Origin of the sequence: Gracilimonas sp., from assembly GCF_017641085.1 — a bacterium.
GTDB lineage: Bacteria > Bacteroidota > Rhodothermia > Balneolales > Balneolaceae > Gracilimonas.
Genome location: NZ_JAEPPI010000002.1, coordinates 48,447 through 67,639, shown reverse-complemented (window position 1 = coordinate 67,639; position 19,193 = coordinate 48,447). Strand labels below are relative to the sequence as shown.

Here is a 19,193-nt window from a genome sequence, read left to right as displayed (position 1 = left end):
TGTTGTATTGATATAATGGTTTAACTTTGGAAAAGTTATTACGGGCTGATGATTTTATCGCATACCTTAACCTTTCCAAAGTTGTTTAAGGTAAAATGTAGTTCCAGAATATTAGCTTAACTTTGGAAAGGTTAACTAAGGGCAGCATCTTTTGAATATCAACAATCGCAGTTCACCAAATAGTAGAACCATGAAAAGCCATCTTTCTTTACTTCTGATTATTCCCCTGTTCCTTTTTTCGTTTGACGCAATAGCTCAGGATAAGCTGTTGGGTAAAATCGACTTTCCAAATTCCGGAGCGGAAGTAGCGCAGGCTGATTTTATTGAAGGCGTAAAGTTTCTTCATAATTTTGAATACGAGGATGCCGCCCGTGCTTTCAGGCGAGCTCAGGAAAAAGATCCCGACTTTGTGATGGCTTATTATGGGGAGGCCAAGTCTCACAACCATCCCATCTGGATGCAGCAGGACCGGGTAGCAGCAATGGCCATTTTAAGTAAGCTGGGTGAAACGGTTGCGGAAAGGCAAAATAAAGCAGCAACGCAAAGGGAAAAAGACCTGCTTATGTCGCTGGAAGTGCTTTACGGAAATACCGAGGAAACAAAGAACCTCTCCAAAGAAGAGCGGGATGATTTGTACATGGAATTCATGCAGGAACTACATGAGAAATATCCCAATGATCACGAGATTACAGCATTTTACGGGTTGTCTATTTTGGGAACCGCACATGAAGGGCGCGATTTTGCCATTTACATGGAAGCCGCCGCTGAGCTGTTTGACGTATGGAATGCCAATAAAGAACATCCCGGTGCCGCGCATTATCTCATTCATTCTTTTGACGATCCTGTTCATGCTCCGCTTGGCTTACCGATGGCAAAGGCGTACTCTGAGATTGCTCCGGCCGCGGCACATGCCCAACATATGACCTCACATATTTTTCTGGCTTTGGGCATGTGGGAAGAAACCATTGATGCAAATATTGTTGCTCGCGATGTTCAGCAAAATCGTCAAAAAGAACTCGGGGAAAACTTAACCGTTTGCGGTCATTATACCTGGTGGTTACAATATGGATACCTTCAAGCCGGAAAAGAAGAAAAAGCCCGCCAGGTTCTGTTAAACTGCTACGACCGAATTCAAAAAGAACCGACAGGCGGAGAAAAATGGCACTTTTCTGTGATGCGCGGTCACTTTATTGTAGATAGTGAAAGCTGGATGGAGGCAGGGGAATGGACGGCAGATTATGATGAAGGAAACAGAGCCGGGCAAAACTATTTCTTCACATCTGCGCTGGCAGCCATAAAAATGGATAACCTTGATAAAGCCCGCCAAAACCTGGATAAGTTGATGGAAGTTCCGGAAAGCCCGGATCGAAATATCCAGATGAATCAGATAAAGAGTTTACTGCTGATTGAAGAAGGAAAGAATGAGCAGGGACTTCAACTGTTGAAAGAAACGGCTGTGGCCGAGTCTGAATTACCCATTGACTTTGGCCCACCAACTATTGTAAAACCATCCTATGAGTTATTAGGTGATGTGTTGCTGGACATGAATAAATACGAAGAAGCCATGGTCGCTTACGAAAAACAGCTGGAGCGCACGCCCAAACGCCGGAGGTCAGTACTCGGTAAGGAACGTGCTAAGGGGCTGGCTTCGCGGTAAATCTACTCAAAACACCTTTCTAACTTGAAATTTTGCCGCATTATTATACCTTAGAGTAAGGGTTAACAAATGGAGTGCGGTATGAAAAAGGTTGCTTTGCTTACGTTCGTGTTAGTTTGTGTGATGGCTGTGACAGGATACTCACAGACTAAAGAAGGGGCCTATCTTAATGTAGACTACCTGAAGGTTGAAACTGAAAACTTGGCCAAATTTGAAAAATTATTTAAATCGCAGTGGGAGCCTGTACTAGAAGCAAAAGTATCTTCCGGAAATTTAATTGGCAGCTATTTTTATAAGATTTTGTATCCCGGCGGCAACCTGAGTAAATATAATTATGTGCTGGTGAGAACCTACCAGGATCTGGATGCTGTAATGGCGGATGGAGAGAGATTAAACGAACTACTGGCAGGCGGAGGTAAGGGCGTCTTGTCTAAGTCTCTGGCACTGGCAGATTTTCAGTTTTCTGAACTTTGGAGAACCGAAGCCGGAGTTATGAATATCATGGATACAGAGCCTGGTGCTTTTGCAATTGTAAATTTTATGAGGGTAAAACCGGGAATGGAAAATCAGTATCTCGCCCTGGAAAATGATATTGCCCGGCCATTGCACGAGGAGCGGATTAAGCAGGACCAGATGCACAACTGGCGAACTTATTCCTTAATGAAGCCTGGTGGTTTAGAATATAGGTACAATTTTATTACGGCCGATTTCTATGATGTTATCAGTAATATGGAATATGGATTCTCCAATGAAATCATGCAGAGTGTGATGCCGAGGGCTAATTTCACTGAAACTATGAACGCTATCATCAATACCCGTGAAATCATGAATAGCGAACTGTGGAAATTATTAACTTATCAGAAAAAATAGTCAGTTCCCTAACATGACAGACTCCGAAAAAGCGAAGCTTCGAGAGATCATACTTTCAAGAATTGAAGAGACAAAAGAAGAAATTGCTGAGCTTCAGGAGCTGGTGAAACCCATTCCGCTGGATGCTTCGATAGGCTGGGTTTCGAGGATGGATGCCATTAACAATAAGAGCATAAATGAGTCATCGCTGAGAGAAAAAACCCAGCAGCTCAAAAAGCTGGAACGCGCTAAAGAGAATGCAGAAGCCGATAATTTTGGCCTTTGTTCACGATGTGGGGAAGAAATTCCATTCGGCCGTTTAGAGTACATGCCTCATACTACCCGGTGCGTGAAGTGTGTGGGTTAGCCGTTCGGCTTTCTTACAATTTTTGAGTGATACTATTGCTAAATATTAGCCGGTTAAGTAACATCGGCAGCTTTGAAAAATGTAATTCTATATCTCATACCGGCCCTGATCTGGGGCTCCACCTGGTTTGCCATCACCTTTCAGGTTGGGGAAGTTGACCCTATTGTTTCGGTAAGCTACCGGTTTTTGTTGGCCGGATTGATATTGCTGGGATATGCTAAAATCAGGAGATTAAATCTTATCTACAGCCTGTCCGAACATAAGTTCATATTTCTTCAGGGTGTGTTTTTGTTTGGATTTAACTACTGGATGGTATATCTCGCCGAGCAGACACTTACAAGTGGGTTGGTAGCTCTTGTTTTCTCCACCATGCTGTTCATGAATATTTTCAACAGTCGTATCTTTCTGAAAAATGTTATCCCCTGGAAGGTATATGGCGGGGCAGTTCTCGGGTTAATGGGTATTGTGATGATTTTCTACCAGGACCTGCTGAGCTTTTCTTTCTCTGACTCCGCTTCCATTGCGCTGTTGCAAGCGGTTGGCGCAGCATATATTGCGTCTTTGGGTAATATCATTTCGGCAAGGAATCAGTCAGCGGGTTTGCCGGTAATCCAAACTAATGCTATAGGTATGACCTATGGCGCAATTGCAATGGCTGCGGTTGCTTTGTTAGCTGGATATGAATTTTCGTACAGTGCAGCCTTCTCCTTTAGTCTTTCTCTGCTGTATTTGGCGGTGTTTGGATCCGTTTTTGCATTCGGGGCTTATCTGAGTTTGATAGGTCGAATTGGTGCCAGCCGGGCGGGATATGTTCAGCTGGTAGTTCCTATCATCGCCCTCATATTATCCACCATATTTGAAAACTATAGCTGGACGATAACAGGCATCGTGGGGGTGGCTTTCATTATCTCCGGTAACTTTATTGTACTGGAACGCGGCAAAACGAAGCAGGCGCCTCTTGCCTCTGAATCTATATAGCTGCCAGAACAGCCTTCAGTGTAAATTTGTTTGAACATTGATGTTCAGACATTATATTGAGCGCAATTATATCATCTGCAATAAAAACTGATTATATGAGTGCTAACGCTACTGCAACGGCTCTAAAAAACGTCTGGCGCGAACTGAGAACGAACATCTTTGAAACGGAAGTCTGGCTTCGGGCGGCCATAAAGGAGTTCCTGGATGAATTCGATTTAACACCGCAACAGCTTTCTATACTCAGAATATTGAAGGCAGCCAATAATGAACCGATGTCCACCAAGCAGATTCAGGAGGAAATGATGGACAAAAGCTCGGATACTTCCCGCCTTGTGGACAGGCTTATAAAAAAAGACCTGGTCCGTAAGCGTAAAGATCCCAACGATGGTCGCTTGATTCAGGTATTCATCAAATATGAAGGCCTTCGTTTATTGGCACAGATCGAAGATCGTATTCATACCCTCGATGAAAAGTTCACACTGATTTCCGAAGAAGAAGCCGAGCAGCTGAACTTGTTACTGGAAAAAGCGCGTTCTTGAATTTAACCCCGTCATCCTGTACTATCGGTCAATTATTTTAAAATTCAGGCGGAGGAATGTATTAGATGAATAATGCGATAAACTGGTTCGAGATACCGGCCAACGATATTGACCGGGCAAAAAAGTTCTACGAAACTATCTTTGAGTTTGAAATGCCGGAACTTGATATAGGAGATGGTTTACGTATGGCACTTTTCCCTGCCACTACGGGAACTGTGGGTGGCACAATCATCGAGAATAAGGAATGGTACTTTCCGAGTGATAGTCACGGCCCTCTTTTATACCTGAACGCCAATCCCAATTTACAATCCATACTTGATCGGGTGGAAGAGGCCGGGGGGAAAGTCATGATCCCCAAAAGACTTATCACCGAAGACAATGGCTATATGGCCGTGATACTGGATAGCGAAGGTAACCGAATAGCGCTTCATTCCAACGAATAACACCTACCGGTAGAACTCTTTATTCTTAAGCTGAACCGAGGCCGCGTAATAAGCCGCGCCCACAATACTTGCATTATTAAGCAGGCTGGCAGCCTTAAACTTGGTCTTTATTTTGATGTAGGGAAAGGTTTTATCGGCTTTCTTGGAAAGCTGCCCGCCAAGGATGAAAAGATCGGGATGAAAAAGCCGCTCATACTGCTCTAATACCAGCTGTAGCCGTTTGCCCCAGGTTTTCTTTCGGATTCCTTCTTCTTTTCGGACCCGGTTCGAGGCTCTTTCTTCAATGCTAATTCCCTTTATTTCAACCTGGCCTAATTCAGTGTTGGGAACCAACGTGCCATCCACAAATATGGATGAGCCAATTCCGGTACCTACCGTTAATACAATTACGGTTCCGCGCTGTTCTTTGCCCACGCCGAATTTCATTTCCGCCAAGCCTACAGCATCCGTGTCGTTAATCACGCTTACGTTACATCCGGTGATTTCGGTAAACAGATGGTCGGCATCGGCATCCACCCAGCCTTGGTCCATCCGGGTGGTGGAGAGTACGATTCCTTTGCTGGTTGCTGCCGGGAAGGCGCATCCGATCGGGCCATCCCAGTCAAACTTCTTAACCACCTTGTGCAGTTTTGAGATGAGCTTATGCGGGCGGGTATCATCAATTTTATCAGTTGTACGTTTCTTGGATACAATCTCTCCTTTGTCTGTATCCACGATGGCACCTTTGATGCCGTAACTTCCAATATCGATCCCTAAAACTTCCACAAATCCGGTGTTTAATTAGTTCGGGACAAACATAGCGAAAAAATGATTAGGTACATAGTAGAGTCACAAAATCTTGTGACTCTACTATGTTATCTGCAATGAAGGTTGAAGGAATTATTTCTCTACAACTACCCAGCCTTCTTCATCTACCATCCGTTTGGCGTATTTCCATTTGATCTCTTTGGTTTCGCCGCTGCTCATGTTTTGGACAGTTACATAATCATTTCGTCCGGGTTCATCGGCTACTTCAACCGGCTGACGTTTGGCATTGCCACCCTGTGGTTTCTGCCCCCCATTTTGTTGAGGCTGAGCCGGCGCCTTGAGTCCCATACCGGTAGAATCGGCGTGCTGGGTTTCCATCGAAGAAGTGTCGAAGCGTGACTTCTGCTTCTGGGCTTTCTCAAGTTTGGAATCCTCGGCCTGCACTTCTGGTACCGCCTTCCATATCAATGAAATAGCTTCCTGGTTGATGTCGTCGAGCAACATCTTAAACATGTCAAATGCTTCACGCTTGTATTCAAGCAGCGGATCTTTCTGCGCAAACGAACGCAATCCGATACCTTCTTTAACGGAGTCCAGTTCCCTCAAGTGCTCCATCCATTTTTGATCGATAATGGAAAGGATGGCGCTTTTCTCCAGGGATCGTGCAACTTCACGTCCTTCATTTTCAAGAGCTGATTCCACATCCACCACAATGCGCATGCGACGAATTCCATCGGTGAAAATAACCTGAACTTTATCGGGGCGATTTTCCGGATTGGCTTCCGTAATTCGCTTCATTACCTCGTAAAGCGGTTTGGCCATTCGTTCTTCTTTCTTACGATAAGCAGCAATAGCTTTATCGATAATGTGGTCGGTGAGATCCCGCTCGTTCATGTTGAACCATTTCTCTCGGTCATAGTCCACATCTACGGCAAGGTGACGTAATACCGACTCATGAAGTCCGTCATAATCGCCGGCAGCTACATGTTCTTCCACCATCGACTCGATCAGGTCATCCAGCATGTCCATGATGTCTGTTCGCAGCTGATCCCCGGAAAGAGCGTGCTTTCTTCGGGCATAAATCACGTTACGCTGATTGTTCAACACGTCATCATATTCCAGCTGTCGCTTACGGATGCTGAAGTTATTTTGCTCTACTTTACTTTGAGCTCGCTCCAGCGACTTGGTAATCCATGGATGAGTAATAACCTCGCCTTCTTCAAAGCTGAGTTTATCCATCACATTGGCTACCCGGTCGCTCATAAACAAGGCCATCAGGTCATCTTCCAGCGACACATAAAACTGTGATTCGCCGGGATCACCCTGACGACCGGCACGTCCGCGAAGCTGTAAGTCAATACGGCGCGATTCATGCCGCTCGGTACCCAAAATAGCCAGTCCGCCTTTTTCCTTAACCCCTTTGGCAAGCTTAATATCGGTACCACGACCAGCCATGTTGGTAGCTACGGTTACGGCTCCGATTTCACCAGCTTGCTTTACAATTTCACTTTCCTTGGCGTGCTGTTTCGCGTTCAAAACATTATGCGGAATGCCGGCGCGTTGCAGCATACGGCTCAGTTTCTCAGATACATCAACACTGGTGGTACCCACCAATACCGGCTGACCTTTTTCATGGTATTCGCGGATTTTCTCAACCGATGCGTTAAATTTCTCCCGCTTGGTTTTAAAAACAAGGTCCTCTTTGTCATCGCGGGCAATAGGCTTGTTGGTGGGGATGACAACCACATCAAGTTCATAAATCTCGTTAAACTCACCCTCTTCTGTTTCCGCGGTACCGGTCATACCGGCAAGTTTGTTGTACATTCGGAAATAATTCTGAAGGGTAATGGTAGCATAGGTCTGTGTGGAAGCCTCAACTTTTACTTCCTCCTTAGCCTCAATCGCCTGGTGCAGGCCATCGGAATATCGGCGTCCGGAAAGTACACGACCGGTGTGCTCATCCACGATATTTACCTTGCCATCCTGAACAATGTATTCCTCTTCCCGCTCAAAGTTGGTGTAAGCCTTCAGCAGCTGATTTACGGTGTGGATACGATCTCCGCGTTCGGCAAATAACCGGTGCAGATCGTTGAACTTGCGCTCTCGTTCCTGCCGGACTTCCTGCTTGGCCTCTGCTATTTTCTTCTCTTTATACTCTTCACTGAAATCGTCATTATTCTTGATTTCATTCAGCTTCTCTTCTTCGAGCTCTTCAATTTCTTTTTCGATGACGGCCGTTTCTTCCCCTAAATCCGGGATTACGAAAAAGTCTTCATCTTCTCCTTTTTTGGTGATGAATTCCCGGCCTTTCTCCGTCATCTCGATAGAGTTCATCTTCGGGTCAACCGCATAGAACAAATACTCATCCACCACAGGCATGTTTTTGGCGTTATCCTGCAGGTAGAAAGATTCGGTACTCTGAATCAGTTTCTGAATTTTAGGATCCTGCTGAAGTTTTCGCAGTTGTGAGTTTTTCGGGAAACCGCGAACGGCACGAAAGAGAGCGAGTCCGGCTTTTTCTTCATCGCCTTCATCCAGCAGCTCTTTTCCTTCTTTCACAAGATTGGCAACCAATTTCTTCTGAGCATTAACCAGCGATTCCACACGAGGCTTCATTTCCACGTATTTCCCGGACTTGTTGTCCTGCGGAACCGGACCTGAAATGATAAGTGGAGTACGGGCCTCATCAATCAGGATGGAGTCAACCTCATCAATAATGGTGTAGTGATGTTCGCGCTGAACCAACTGCTCCTGTTCAACTACCATGTTATCGCGGAGGTAGTCGAAGCCAAATTCGTTATTGGTTCCGTAGGTGATATCCGCTTTGTAGGCTTTTCGTCGCTGTTCGGTGCTGGGTTGATAGCGGTCCACACAATCCACATGCAAGCCGTGGAAATTAAAAATAGGTTCATTCCACTCGGCATCACGCATGGCAAGGTAGTTGTTCACCGTCACAACGTGTACGCCTTTTCCGGCAAGTGCATTCAGGTAAGCCGGGAATATGGCGACCAGCGTTTTACCTTCACCGGTTTTCATCTCAGCGATGCGGCCCTGGTGCAGTACAATCGCGCCAATCAGCTGTACATCATAAGGCACCATTTCCCAGGTAATTTCATTGCCGCCTACTTTCCAGGACTTTCCGACAAATCGTCGGCAGGTATCTTTAAGCACGGCAAAGGCCTCGGGCAAAATGTCATCCATAACCTCTTCGATGATGTCCAGCTCCTGCTGTTCCAGCTCTTCCAGGTGCTCGGCCATTTCACGGTGTTCGCCGGGACCGATGTTCTCAATATCATCAAGCTGTTTTTTTATCTCTTTTATCTCGGCAACCGTTTCGGCCGTAGCATCTTTGATTTTTTGCTTAAACTCTTCCGTTTTGCCTTTAAGCTCATCATCGCTGAGCTGCTTCATTTGCTCTTCGTAGCTCTTGATTTTATCTACGATAGGCTGAATCTTTTTAATGTCCTTCTCACTCTTGGAACCAAAGACTTTGGTAATCACCTTACCAACTTTATCTAATATATCCATAATGGGGTACTCGTACTCTGCGAATAATTTTTAATGTGAAGGTTGAAGTTAACCTTATATAAAGGGCGGTTCAACTGTTTACACGTTAATGATTACAAATATCCTGCCATAATTTATTTTGGCAGAACTATTCAGGTAAAACAGCCTATCTGTTCGGTGTAAGTTTGATCTCGTTCCCAACGCCCCGTTGGGAATGCCTGGTTGAACCTCTGGTTCAGAGGGGTTGCTATAGGTAAAACAGTGCCATAAACAAGGAACCAGAGGTTCTGTCATGTATGACGAACCGGAAGTTTGTAACGAGGAAAAGATTAACAAAAAGCCATTCCGGTGATTTTATTTTCTTAATCCAAACACCTTATGATGGACAATTGCTTAGTTATAGAATCGCTTCCGATATTTTATTATTTATACAATTTTATAATTCTGACTAAATAATTAATGTTCATTAAAATAATAGCGTTCAAAAATATTGCATTAGTATTGTATAGATTAAATTTTATAAATAGATTTAAGTGTCTTTAACCTTCATAAAACTCACTTGTCATGATTTCAAAAGAATTCACTCCAAAAAGAACAGTATGTAAAGTAACACTTACGATCCCCGCCGAATGGGCCGAAAAGGAAGTGGCCGTTGCCGGCGACTTTAACGACTGGGATACCGCTTCTGAAAAACTGGAAAAGAAAAAAGATGCCTGGACCACCACGCTTCGCCTGAAGCCTGAGAACGAGTATAAGTTTAAATACTTTATTGATGGCGAGCGCTGGGAAAACGACGATGCCGCGGACAAATACGTGCCTAATGAATTTGGTACCGAAGATTCTGTAGTCTCGATTGGGGAGTGATAACAGATCCCAATTTTTTGCTGGAACATTACCGGGTTTATTTTACTTTGTATGATTCGGTGGGTTTATCACTAACTAATGCGAGATTGAATTTTGTTCGATTCAGAACTTTTTGAGAATCATTTAGCTACGTCCTGGCTGGGGCGTAGCTTTTATTTTTTTGAGGAATTGCCCTCAACCAACTCCTATTCAAAGCAGCTTAATGGGGAGAATTCTCAACATGGAGCGCTGGTTTTAACGGATGATCAAACCGGGGGGCGGGGGCAATACGATCGTATATGGAAGGCTGAACCGGGGAAGAATCTAACCTTCAGCCTGGTTTTTGAGCCTCAGAAAGCCGAACGGTTTACCTTGCTTACTTTAGCATGTGCCCTGGCTGTTTCAGAAATTGTGAATGCCTGCGCAGAAGTTGATACCAAACTGAAATGGCCTAACGACATCCTGTGTAATGGCAAAAAACTCTGCGGTATTCTCACCGAAACTCAGTTCTCCGGAAATAAGCTGGAACGTGTGGTAGTTGGCCTCGGCTTAAATATAAACCAAGTTGAGTTTCAGGGAGGGTTGGCTGAAAAAGCTACCTCTTTAAGGAAGGAATGCGGCAAAGAGTTTTCAAGAGAAAAGGTGTTGGCCGATATCCTTCAAAAAATTGAATACCGCTATCGGTTATGGAATCAGTTTGATGCCGACCTGGTGAAACAGATAAACCGGGCACTGATTGGTTTTGGAGAATGGACCCGGCTGGAAGTAAATGACGAACAGCTGGATGGCGAGTTTAAGTTTCTCGGAGTGGATGAATCGGGTTCGCTCATTGCGCTCAATAAAGATTATGACATCCGAAGCTTTTCTCACGAACAGGTCCGCGTCCAGGCATAATATGCATTTGCATATTAATGCATATAAGTATTGATGAGGCTGATTCTGGCTCAAGCGTCTGCTTGGACGAAAGGTAATTCTAAATTGGTTTTCCTGTTCAAATAAAGCACAAGCGGACGCTTGCGCTATTTGGGATGGGATGCATAAAACAAAAAAAGCCTGCTTGAATGAACAAGCAGGCTTTTCAATAAAATTAAAAAAGCAGGGCTTTAATTAAGCACTAAGCTTTTCAGCAGCTTCGAATACAAACTCTTTGATTGCCCCAAAAGCTTTAAGAGTTTTTTCGATGTGTGCATCGTTATGAGCTGCGGTAGGGATGAGGCGAATCAGTACTGTTCCTTTAGGAACTACCGGATAGGCAACACCACTTACAAATACGCCGTGTTCTTCACGAAGCTTGCGCATAATATCCTGGCATAGATCCGTGCTTCCTTTAGTCAGAACCGGAGTTACCGGGCTTTCTGATGGAAGAACCGTATATCCCAGATCACGAAGTCCTTCGCGAAGTTTGAGTGTATTACTCCACAGTTGTTCTCGCCACTCAGGATGATCTTTAATCATCTGCAGGCGTTTGCGTGCAGTAACAGCCATAGGCAGAGGTAGTGATTTAGCAAATACCTGACTGCGTGAGTTGGCTTTCAGGAATTCAATAACACGCGGCTCGGAAGCAATAAAAGCTCCGATCAAGGCAAATGATTTTGCGAAAGTACCGAAGTACACATCAATTCCATCCTGAATGCCAAGGTGTGTTCCTGTACCGGAACCGTCTTCACCCATTGTTCCAATACCGTGGGCATCATCTACCAACAAGCGGAAAGGCACTTCTTTTTTGAGCTCAATAATTTCTTTAAGAATACCGAGGTCTCCGGTCATGCCAAAAACACCTTCCGTTACAACAAGGATGGAAGAATTGTCTTTGCGTTTTTTGTCGGCACGGTACAGTTGCTTTTTAAAGCTTTCGATGTCGTTATGCTTAAACACAGACTTGTCGGCCATGGAAAGCTGCTTTCCATCTACAATACAAGCGTGGCTCAGCTCATCGTAAATAAGGAAGTCATTGCGATCTACCAGGGAGTGGATGGTACTCATAATGCCCTGATAACCATAGTTGAGAAGCTGAGCAGATTCTTTGTGTACAAAAGCTGCCAGTTCTTCTTCCAGTTTTTCGTGCTCGGTAGTGTTACCGGTCATCAGCCGGGCACCCATTGGTGCACTCAGGCTGTATTTTGCGGTGGCTTCAGTGTCCACTTTTTTAATTTCCTCGTTGCTTCCAATGCCGAGGTAGTCGTTAATACTCCAAACGACCATATCCTTGCCGTTGAATTGCATTTCCGGTCCCAAAGGTCCTTCCAGTTTAGGAAAAGTGTAGTACCCGTAACCTTCAGAAGTGAATGGGCCAAGCGGACTTGGTCGGCCCTCAAGCTTATCAAATAAATCCATAAATATGCGCTGAGATTTTCGCTGTAATTGTGATTAGAGTGGCCTTTCCGGCCATGTTAAAAGCGTGCTAAATGTACGTAAATATCCCCTTATCTCAAAAGAACCGACATTTCGGTAACATGCAGTTAACATAGCTGTAATCCGGACGCCAGAATGAATGCAACCGAAACTGCCCCTTACAGATACAGAAAAGCCCGAAGGTGAATTCGGGCTTTAAATTTCAGGAATTTGGCTGAAGGTTAATCCAAATTAGGGCGAACGATAAATAAGCCGGTTTCGATATCACTTAGAATAACCATTCCGCTTTCAAAATAGGGATAGTTACTCCAGGTTCCCTTAAAAGAGGAGGCATCGGTGGCAGGCTGAGTGTCGAAATAGGCAACGCGCTCAAGATTGGCATTTTCTACATCCGACAGGTCAAGAATCTGCAGTCCGGAATTATAATTCGTTTCGTAAGCATAATTTCCTTTCACATACAGGTTGTGATCAATGGAAAAGGTGCTGTGTTCGTAATATCCTACAAATTCCGGATTCTCCAGATCGCGAACATCCCAAACATACGTTTTGGTACCGCGACCGAGGTTTCGCTCATCAAGTTCATCATTCATTAAAAAGTAAGACTGATCTTCAGTCAACCAACCCTGGTGCGAGTACTGCATATCAGCCTGGCGCTCAAAGCCGATGGTGGTTGGGTTTTCTTTGTCTGAAACATCGGCGATAACCACATTACCTTCGGCAGAGTTAAAGCACACTTCTTTACCCTGGTGCTCAGAATCAGGTCCGCTGTAAATTACGCACTGGGCATCGTGAATATAACCAGGAGCCACACGATAAAAGCCCGGTTCGGTATCGATGTAGCAACCGGAATACGTTGGGTTTTTGGGATCACGAATATCAATCATGTGTAAGCCGGTGCTGTCCCGGCTACCGCACATCATGGATTGCGTTACGCCGGCGGCATAAGCAAAACCGGTTTGCTCGTTTATAACAATGTTGTGGGATGGCCCGAACTGGTCGTATAAAGCATCATGCTCGAGCAATATGGGTGAGCCGTCGTAGTCGCGAAGTTTGGTGAGGTCCAGCACCTGCATTCCATGGGGCTGAGCATCACTAACCACGAATGCATGATTGTCATACACTTTCACATCGCGCCAGGAAGAGCCCTGATTGATTGATTTGGATCGTGCTGTGGTTCCAAGCCCGAGATTACAAGCCGGATATTGATCAAGCGGAAGCGCTTTATACTTTGCATTAAGGTTCGATTCCGGCATCCGGCCAACCACTACCGGGTTCTCGGGATCAGAAATATCCACAAAAGACATTCCGTTCGTCAGGCCAACCAATGCATATTCTTTTTCGGTTTGTGGATCGGTCCAGCCCCAAATATCATTTAAATACACCCCGGATGACTGTCCGGTAAGCTCAAATATGGAAACATGGGCGAATAAATCCACATTGTCACAAGCATAATCCATGGCGGTGCCATCTTTGCAAGGAAAAGGGGCGTCACTTTTTTCTTTTGTTTCGGAAAGGTCACAGCTTGAAAAAAACAGGGCCAAAACGGTGATGGCGACAGGTAAAGGGGAACGGTTAAACATAAGGCGGTTGATTAATCTCTTAGAATGTTCAGAAATATAAACGATAAATACTCAGAAAACATATTCAATGTAAGCAGGTATGAGTACTTTAATGATAAACTCTGGTCCGAATATATTATTCTGACTAAGGACCAAATAAGATTTTAAACGTTATTTCAGTTACTTTTGATCTTGAATAAATTAAGGTAAGGAGCAAATATGTTCTTGTTAATGCGTTACATCGCCAAGCTGCTAAAAGCACTGGCTTCTGAAGCCTCGCCTGGGCAGATAGCAGGTGGTATCATCCTTGGAATGATAATCGGGCTTACTCCCCTGTCGTCGTTGCATAATCTGTTAATTGTTGTGCTGATTCTGGTACTTAAAGTCAATATCGGGATGGCCATTCTCTCATTTACCATCTTCAGCGGAATAGCTTATCTCGCAGACCCGCTATTTCACAGCTTCGGAGTTTGGTTGCTGGAGCTGGAAAGTATGCAGGAAACCTGGACGGCAATGTATAACAACGAATGGGTTGCTCTTACCGAATTCTATAACACCGTAGTTATCGGAAGTTTTGTGATCGCCATTTTACTATGCTTCCCTGTTTTTTCATTGGTCCGGTATGGGGTTTTGCAGTATCGGGAGCACATTCATGCCAAAATCCAAAAATGGAAGATTGTGCAGGCTTTTAAGGGCACTAAATTCTACAGCATTTATCAAACAGTAAACAGGGTGAGAGGATAAGGCGATGAGAATAGGCGGAATAATTACGGTTTTAGTACTGGCGGGCATTGGATTTGCCGCAACTTATTTCATTACCGAGGAGTGGGTGGAAGGGCAAATTGAATACCAGGGTAGCATATTGAATGAAGCCAAAGTAGAGCTGGATGGTTTTGATTTCAGCTTATGGGACCTCCACATAAAATGGAGCCGTTTGCAGGTGGCTAATTCCAACAACACCATGCAAAACACTTTCGAAACCGGGGAAACCGAGTTCAGCATGGAGTTCTGGCCCCTTATTCTCCGTAACAAAGTGATTGTAGATAATGTGAGGCTGACAGGCTTTCAGATGGACACGGAACGCGAAACGGATGGTTCGTTTGAAATACCGGAAGAAGTTAAGAATGAAGAACCCGGATTTGTGTATAGCGTGGTTAGTCAGGTGACCAGCGAGGCAAAAAAGAATGCCGAAGTTAAATTTACGGATGTTCGGGACGACCTGAATGTGGACAGCCTGATGGCAAAGGTGAATATTCAATCCGTTGATAAAATTGATTCGCTAAGGCAGGGAATTCAGCAGAAGTATGCCAAATGGGACAGTACCTTTAAGAATACAAAGGTGAATGAAGAGGTTGCCAAAGTTCGGAGTACGGTGGAATCCATCAACCCAAAAGAAATTAAAAACCCGAAGCAGGTGGTGGAGGCCATTGAAAATGTGCAGAAACTTCGAAAACAGGTAGATTCACTGAAAACCCGTGCCGAAAAACTGAAGAAAGACTTTGAACAGGATTATGGAACTACCCGAAATGATATTGACCAGGTGGATAACTGGATCAGGGATGATTATCAGCGGGCTCTCAGCGTTGCCAAACTACCGGATTTGGACGTTCAGAATATTGGGAAAGCCTTATTTGGTCAAAATTTGTTAGGTGACTATGCCGCTTATCTTGAATACGTAGCTATTGCCCGGGAGTATGGAAGCCGGTTGGTTGGGGAAGAGGATTCGGTGCAGGAAATCCCAAGATATGAGGGGCTGGATTACGAGTTTTCGGATAAATATGATTATCCGGGATTCTGGTTTAAAAACATTGAACTGTCCGGTAAAACAAAATCGGATATCTCTATTTCAGGAACGGTAACCGATATCAGCAGCAGCCAGAAAAAGACCGGTCAGCCGGTAAAGTTTAATGTGCAGGGGCAGGATGAGAATGAGGTTGCATTGACGGTAAACGGCGAGTTTAATTACCTGGAAGAAGAACCGCGCGAAAGCTTTAGGGTGAATTATTCCGGCTTTACCCTATCCAAAGCGAGGTTGTCTGGCTCTGATTTGTTACCGTATGAACTGAAAACCGGAACGGGTGAACTGAATGTTGAGATGAGCATCATTGACAAGCGGATTGACAGCCGCATCGATTATCTCGCCAAAAATATCAGCTTTGATTTTGCTGCTGCTGGAAAACCCAAGAACCGGGTGGAATCCCTGATCCGAAATGCCATTGGAAGTACCGATCAGGTTGATGTTACGGCACTGGTGGATAATGTGGACGGTCCGTTACGGGTACGTGTGCGATCCAACGTGGATGATTTATTTATGAATGCGCTGAAGCAAACCGTAAGCCAGGAAGTGGAAAACGCGAAGCGTAAAATCAGGGCGGAAGTGCAGAAGGAGGTTGCCGGTAAAAAGCAGCAGCTGGAAAAGCTTAAAGCCGAAAAAGAGGCCGAGCTGCGCAAACGCTACGAAGAACTTCAGGCCAAAGTAGATGAGCAGCTGCAAGTTGTAGAAGAAAAAAAGAAAGAGCTGGAAGAGCGCAAGAAAGAATTAGAAGACTCGCTGAAGGACAAGATCAAAGACAAGATTGGGATTGATTTCTAAAACCTCAGGCTAAGTCCGGCTGAAAGTGCCGATCGCCTCTGATTGAAATCAGAATCATCGAGTGGAAAATAAAGGCGAAAGTCGCCGCTGAAAAAGAAGTTTTTATAAATCGGAATGTCTGCTCTAAAACCCGTAGCAAGATTTAAGTAGGTTTCTTTGATTGTAATCAGAGGTTCTGCCTGTATGTTAGCTGGTAACATTCCAGAGCGGGTTTGTTCAATTACTGTTTGATTGATATTCAGCCCTGAATACACACCTAAAACCACCGGAGTGTCAACGGTTTGCAGTTTTATGGTTGACCCAATAGCATGTCCTTTAAAATTATATTGGGGGCAATCCAGACAGGCATAGGTGTTAAGTCGGTCAGTTTCTCTTCGTAATGAACCGTTTAGCCCGACACTTAGCTCCGATTTTTCAAAATTGAGAAAAGGGTAGAAGGCCTCAATCTCATACATCACTGTGTGATCTTGTTCATAGTCAGGATTAAAAGAATGGCCGCTAATTCTTTGTATGCCTGTTTTTAAATTTATCTCCGGAGAAAAAGACTGGGCGAGTACTTGCCCCGGAATCAAAAAGAACAGGATTATGGTTAAGTGCTTCATCTCAATCACCTGAGTTACCGTTTCTTCAAATATAAAAGAGATTATTTAGATAGCAACATCTTCTGTGTGAAGGTAACTTCACCGGCTCTCAGCTGATAGAAATACACTCCGCTGGATAAACCGGAAGCATCAAACGTGGCCATATGTGAACCGGCACTTTTCATTCCATCCACCAAAGTCACAACTTTTTGTCCAAGTACATTATAAACGGACAGGGTAACATCAACCGCATTTTTTAACTCATAACTAATGTTGGTAGTTGGGTTAAACGGATTTGGGTAGTTTTGGTGAAGGTTGAAATCGTCGGCGATGGTTGGGTTTTCGTCTTCATTGGAAGTAGGAGTTTCAAAGGTCTGATTGGTGTTCACCGAGCCTTTAGTGTTAGATTCGGTGAATGCCCAGCTAAAGTCCTTGTATGCTGAACCGGTTCCTTCAAGAGAAAGTGAACTGCCCACAGAACTGTTGCCGGGCTGTTCCACTCCAATGTCCGTACTTTCAACATCCTGGGCAGGGCCGTCAACCGCAGTAAAAGCACCTTCATAAGAAAGAAACTGAATGAGTTCGCCGCCAATATCCAGGCTCATGCCATCCGGGCTACCGTTTTGTAATCCGTTTACCGGAAGATCCACATAGAAAATGGAAATACCGTTTTCGGTATCGCCGGCGGTAAAATCGTTGCCGGAGTAGGTGGCATAAACGGAGCCGCCATTTCCGTTGTACAGGCTTAGGGTGACATCGGTGAGGTCAGCGAATTCCGAATTTACCGCAATTTCTACAAATTCCCCCTGATCACCGCCGTCATTATCATAATGCATTTCATTTATCCAGGCAGCTGAGGGTGTTTCCCCATCATTATCCCGAATGGTAATCTCAGTGGAGTTCGCAGACCCAATCACCGCTTGCTGTGGCCCGGAAACGTTTTCTAATCCCAATAAAATGGTTTCGTCTCCTTCTTCCAGGTCATCATCAATTAAGGTGAGAGTCACCGATTGTCGATCTAAGGATCCGGCCGGGAAGGTTACGCTTTGGCTGGTAAAGACCTGGAAGTCATCGCCGGAAGTAGCGGTTCCACCCGAGTAAATCACATCCACCGTAGTGGCTGTATCTGCATTTGGGTTGGTGATGGAAAGCTCGATTTCTATGGCTCCGTCTCCTTCACTGAAGTTCAAAACAGAAGCTGAAAATTCTACGTTAGTCTGGCTGATTTCACCTTCAAAATAAGCGCGCTCTACCAGGGATGGGTCAATCACAAATGGGTTCACTTCATTCCCTTGTATATCCGCGATGGCACACGTCCTCTCGTATTCCGTGGTTGAAACCGCGTCCACAGAATTCCAGTTGCGGAGAAAATCTTTCTGAATTTCAAAGAAAATAGGGTCGGCATTGTCGGCCTGTGTTTTGTACATGGTGTAGAAGTAGAAAACGGCACGGGCAATATCACCTTTTACGCTTTCGCGGGGTTCCCAGCTGGCCGAATAAGAACTGTTGGGGTGTGAATCCCTGTACTCGCTGTATTCATCAACTACATTGCCATCAGGATTGGAAACATCCTGATCAAGACGCCACCAGGTATCGGTTTCCTGGTCCGGAATTTCATAAAAAGGGTGATTTCCGCGGGCACTGTTGGCGCGGGAATAGGCCGGAAAAAGATGATGCATATCGGAACGAGCAGGCTCCGTTGAAGCTCCCTTACTTTGCGGCCAGCTGTGTTCTGCGTTTACGTCTTTTTCAAAAGCATCCGTACTTGGATCGTTATTGGGATCGAGATAGATTCTATAGCCGGTATAAATTGTGGTCAAAGAATCATTTTTATTATCAATTTCAGAATAGAGAATATCCCGGGCGTTATCATAGCTGATGTTATCTGTGGTTCCGTATTCCTGTACCAATGCATCCAGCAGTTCCTGCCCGGAGAGTTCTGGAAAAATCTGGGTGCCTTGTGTCGGACAACTTTGAGAAAATGCGGAGGTGGAGAAAAGCAGTGAAAACACAAAGATTAAAGCCGCTGCTTTTTGGGTGATGGAATTTGGGTATGCCATGCCTTCCGGTTGGATTAGATGATCGTTTTTAAAAAAGAAGTGGTGACGGCACGATTTACGGTTGTGCCGGTGGAAGCTTCCCTGTCCTTATTACCGGGAATTACACATCGGCCATAAT

Annotated in this window: 16 protein-coding genes; 10 read left to right on the top strand and 6 right to left on the bottom strand. The window is 44.8% G+C overall.

Annotated elements, in window-relative coordinates; all coding sequences use genetic code 11:
- Positions 1-190 precede the first annotated feature (190 nt).
- The 6 genes from JJ941_RS07230 (at position 191) to JJ941_RS07205 (ending at position 4,833) form a co-directional block, all read left to right on the top strand.
- Positions 191-1,657 (top strand): hypothetical protein, encoded by a 1,467-nt coding sequence (locus JJ941_RS07230; RefSeq protein ID WP_290963249.1) that lies wholly within the window; start codon positions 191-193, stop codon positions 1,655-1,657.
- Between the two features lie 81 nt (positions 1,658-1,738).
- A complete protein-coding gene (locus JJ941_RS07225) occupies positions 1,739-2,527 on the top strand; it encodes a hypothetical protein (protein ID WP_290963247.1) in 789 nt (262 codons plus the stop codon).
- 13 nt (positions 2,528-2,540) lie between these two features.
- On the top strand, positions 2,541-2,873 hold the full coding sequence (locus tag JJ941_RS07220) for a TraR/DksA C4-type zinc finger protein (protein WP_290963245.1): 333 nt from the start codon (positions 2,541-2,543) through the stop codon (positions 2,871-2,873).
- A gap of 72 nt (positions 2,874-2,945) precedes the next feature.
- Positions 2,946-3,851, top strand: a complete 906-nt coding sequence (locus JJ941_RS07215) for an EamA family transporter (RefSeq protein ID WP_290963244.1) — start codon at positions 2,946-2,948, stop codon at positions 3,849-3,851.
- 95 nt (positions 3,852-3,946) lie between these two features.
- The gene (locus tag JJ941_RS07210; RefSeq protein WP_290963243.1) at positions 3,947-4,390 is read left to right on the top strand and encodes a MarR family transcriptional regulator; all 444 of its coding nucleotides are present in this window, start codon (positions 3,947-3,949) and stop codon (positions 4,388-4,390) included.
- 65 nt (positions 4,391-4,455) lie between these two features.
- Positions 4,456-4,833, top strand: a complete 378-nt coding sequence (locus JJ941_RS07205) for a VOC family protein (protein WP_290963242.1) — start codon at positions 4,456-4,458, stop codon at positions 4,831-4,833.
- 3 nt (positions 4,834-4,836) lie between these two features.
- On the opposite strand, the gene ppgK is transcribed toward JJ941_RS07205, so the two are convergent.
- Together ppgK and secA are read right to left on the bottom strand one after the other, a co-directional pair.
- Positions 4,837-5,598, bottom strand: coding sequence for a polyphosphate--glucose phosphotransferase (gene ppgK / locus JJ941_RS07200; RefSeq protein ID WP_255134533.1), 762 nt, complete (start codon positions 5,596-5,598; stop codon positions 4,837-4,839).
- 114 nt (positions 5,599-5,712) lie between these two features.
- Positions 5,713-9,108 carry a preprotein translocase subunit SecA gene (gene secA, locus JJ941_RS07195; protein ID WP_290963241.1) on the bottom strand — a complete coding sequence of 1,132 codons (3,396 nt, stop codon included), beginning with the start codon at positions 9,106-9,108 and terminating at the stop codon, positions 5,713-5,715.
- Positions 9,109-9,651: 543 nt separating this feature from the next.
- Here secA and JJ941_RS07190 point away from each other — a divergent pair.
- Complete coding sequence (locus JJ941_RS07190; protein WP_290963240.1) at positions 9,652-9,951, top strand: isoamylase early set domain-containing protein; 300 nt, start codon at positions 9,652-9,654, stop codon at positions 9,949-9,951.
- Between the two features lie 93 nt (positions 9,952-10,044).
- On the top strand, positions 10,045-10,824 hold the full coding sequence (locus JJ941_RS07185; RefSeq protein ID WP_290963239.1) for a biotin--[acetyl-CoA-carboxylase] ligase: 780 nt from the start codon (positions 10,045-10,047) through the stop codon (positions 10,822-10,824).
- A gap of 213 nt (positions 10,825-11,037) precedes the next feature.
- Here JJ941_RS07185 and JJ941_RS07180 read toward each other — a convergent pair whose 3' ends face one another.
- Both JJ941_RS07180 and JJ941_RS07175 read right to left on the bottom strand, forming a co-directional pair.
- Positions 11,038-12,264, bottom strand: coding sequence for a pyridoxal phosphate-dependent aminotransferase family protein (locus tag JJ941_RS07180; protein WP_290963238.1), 1,227 nt, complete (start codon positions 12,262-12,264; stop codon positions 11,038-11,040).
- Between the two features lie 239 nt (positions 12,265-12,503).
- A complete protein-coding gene (locus JJ941_RS07175; RefSeq protein ID WP_290963237.1) occupies positions 12,504-13,862 on the bottom strand; it encodes a choice-of-anchor B family protein in 1,359 nt (452 codons plus the stop codon).
- 198 nt (positions 13,863-14,060) lie between these two features.
- On the opposite strand from JJ941_RS07175, the gene JJ941_RS07170 reads away from it, so the two are divergent.
- Both JJ941_RS07170 and JJ941_RS07165 read left to right on the top strand, forming a co-directional pair.
- Positions 14,061-14,585 carry a TIGR03546 family protein gene (locus tag JJ941_RS07170; RefSeq protein WP_290963236.1) on the top strand — a complete coding sequence of 175 codons (525 nt, stop codon included), beginning with the start codon at positions 14,061-14,063 and terminating at the stop codon, positions 14,583-14,585.
- A gap of 4 nt (positions 14,586-14,589) precedes the next feature.
- On the top strand, positions 14,590-16,434 hold the full coding sequence (locus JJ941_RS07165) for a TIGR03545 family protein (RefSeq protein ID WP_290963235.1): 1,845 nt from the start codon (positions 14,590-14,592) through the stop codon (positions 16,432-16,434).
- Here the strand turns inward: JJ941_RS07165 and JJ941_RS07160 are convergent.
- The gene (locus JJ941_RS07160) at positions 16,431-17,036 is read right to left on the bottom strand and encodes a hypothetical protein (RefSeq protein WP_290963234.1); all 606 of its coding nucleotides are present in this window, start codon (positions 17,034-17,036) and stop codon (positions 16,431-16,433) included. The two genes, JJ941_RS07165 and JJ941_RS07160, sit on opposite strands and share 4 nt — an antisense overlap.
- Before the next feature lie 41 nt (positions 17,037-17,077).
- Positions 17,078-19,075 carry an endonuclease gene (locus JJ941_RS07155; protein ID WP_290963232.1) on the bottom strand — a complete coding sequence of 666 codons (1,998 nt, stop codon included), beginning with the start codon at positions 19,073-19,075 and terminating at the stop codon, positions 17,078-17,080.
- Positions 19,076-19,193 lie beyond the last annotated feature (118 nt).

Coding starts and splice junctions, on each gene's coding strand:
- JJ941_RS07230 (WP_290963249.1), top strand. CDS start 191: ATGAAAAGCCATCTTTCTTTACTTCTGATTATTCCCCTGTTCCTTTTT.
- JJ941_RS07225 (WP_290963247.1), top strand. CDS start 1,739: ATGAAAAAGGTTGCTTTGCTTACGTTCGTGTTAGTTTGTGTGATGGCT.
- JJ941_RS07220 (WP_290963245.1), top strand. CDS start 2,541: ATGACAGACTCCGAAAAAGCGAAGCTTCGAGAGATCATACTTTCAAGA.
- JJ941_RS07210 (WP_290963243.1), top strand. CDS start 3,947: ATGAGTGCTAACGCTACTGCAACGGCTCTAAAAAACGTCTGGCGCGAA.
- JJ941_RS07205 (WP_290963242.1), top strand. CDS start 4,456: ATGAATAATGCGATAAACTGGTTCGAGATACCGGCCAACGATATTGAC.
- secA (WP_290963241.1), bottom strand. CDS start 9,108: ATGGATATATTAGATAAAGTTGGTAAGGTGATTACCAAAGTCTTTGGT.
- JJ941_RS07190 (WP_290963240.1), top strand. CDS start 9,652: ATGATTTCAAAAGAATTCACTCCAAAAAGAACAGTATGTAAAGTAACA.
- JJ941_RS07180 (WP_290963238.1), bottom strand. CDS start 12,264: ATGGATTTATTTGATAAGCTTGAGGGCCGACCAAGTCCGCTTGGCCCA.
- JJ941_RS07175 (WP_290963237.1), bottom strand. CDS start 13,862: ATGTTTAACCGTTCCCCTTTACCTGTCGCCATCACCGTTTTGGCCCTG.
- JJ941_RS07170 (WP_290963236.1), top strand. CDS start 14,061: ATGTTCTTGTTAATGCGTTACATCGCCAAGCTGCTAAAAGCACTGGCT.
- JJ941_RS07165 (WP_290963235.1), top strand. CDS start 14,590: ATGAGAATAGGCGGAATAATTACGGTTTTAGTACTGGCGGGCATTGGA.
- JJ941_RS07160 (WP_290963234.1), bottom strand. CDS start 17,036: ATGAAGCACTTAACCATAATCCTGTTCTTTTTGATTCCGGGGCAAGTA.
- JJ941_RS07155 (WP_290963232.1), bottom strand. CDS start 19,075: ATGGCATACCCAAATTCCATCACCCAAAAAGCAGCGGCTTTAATCTTT.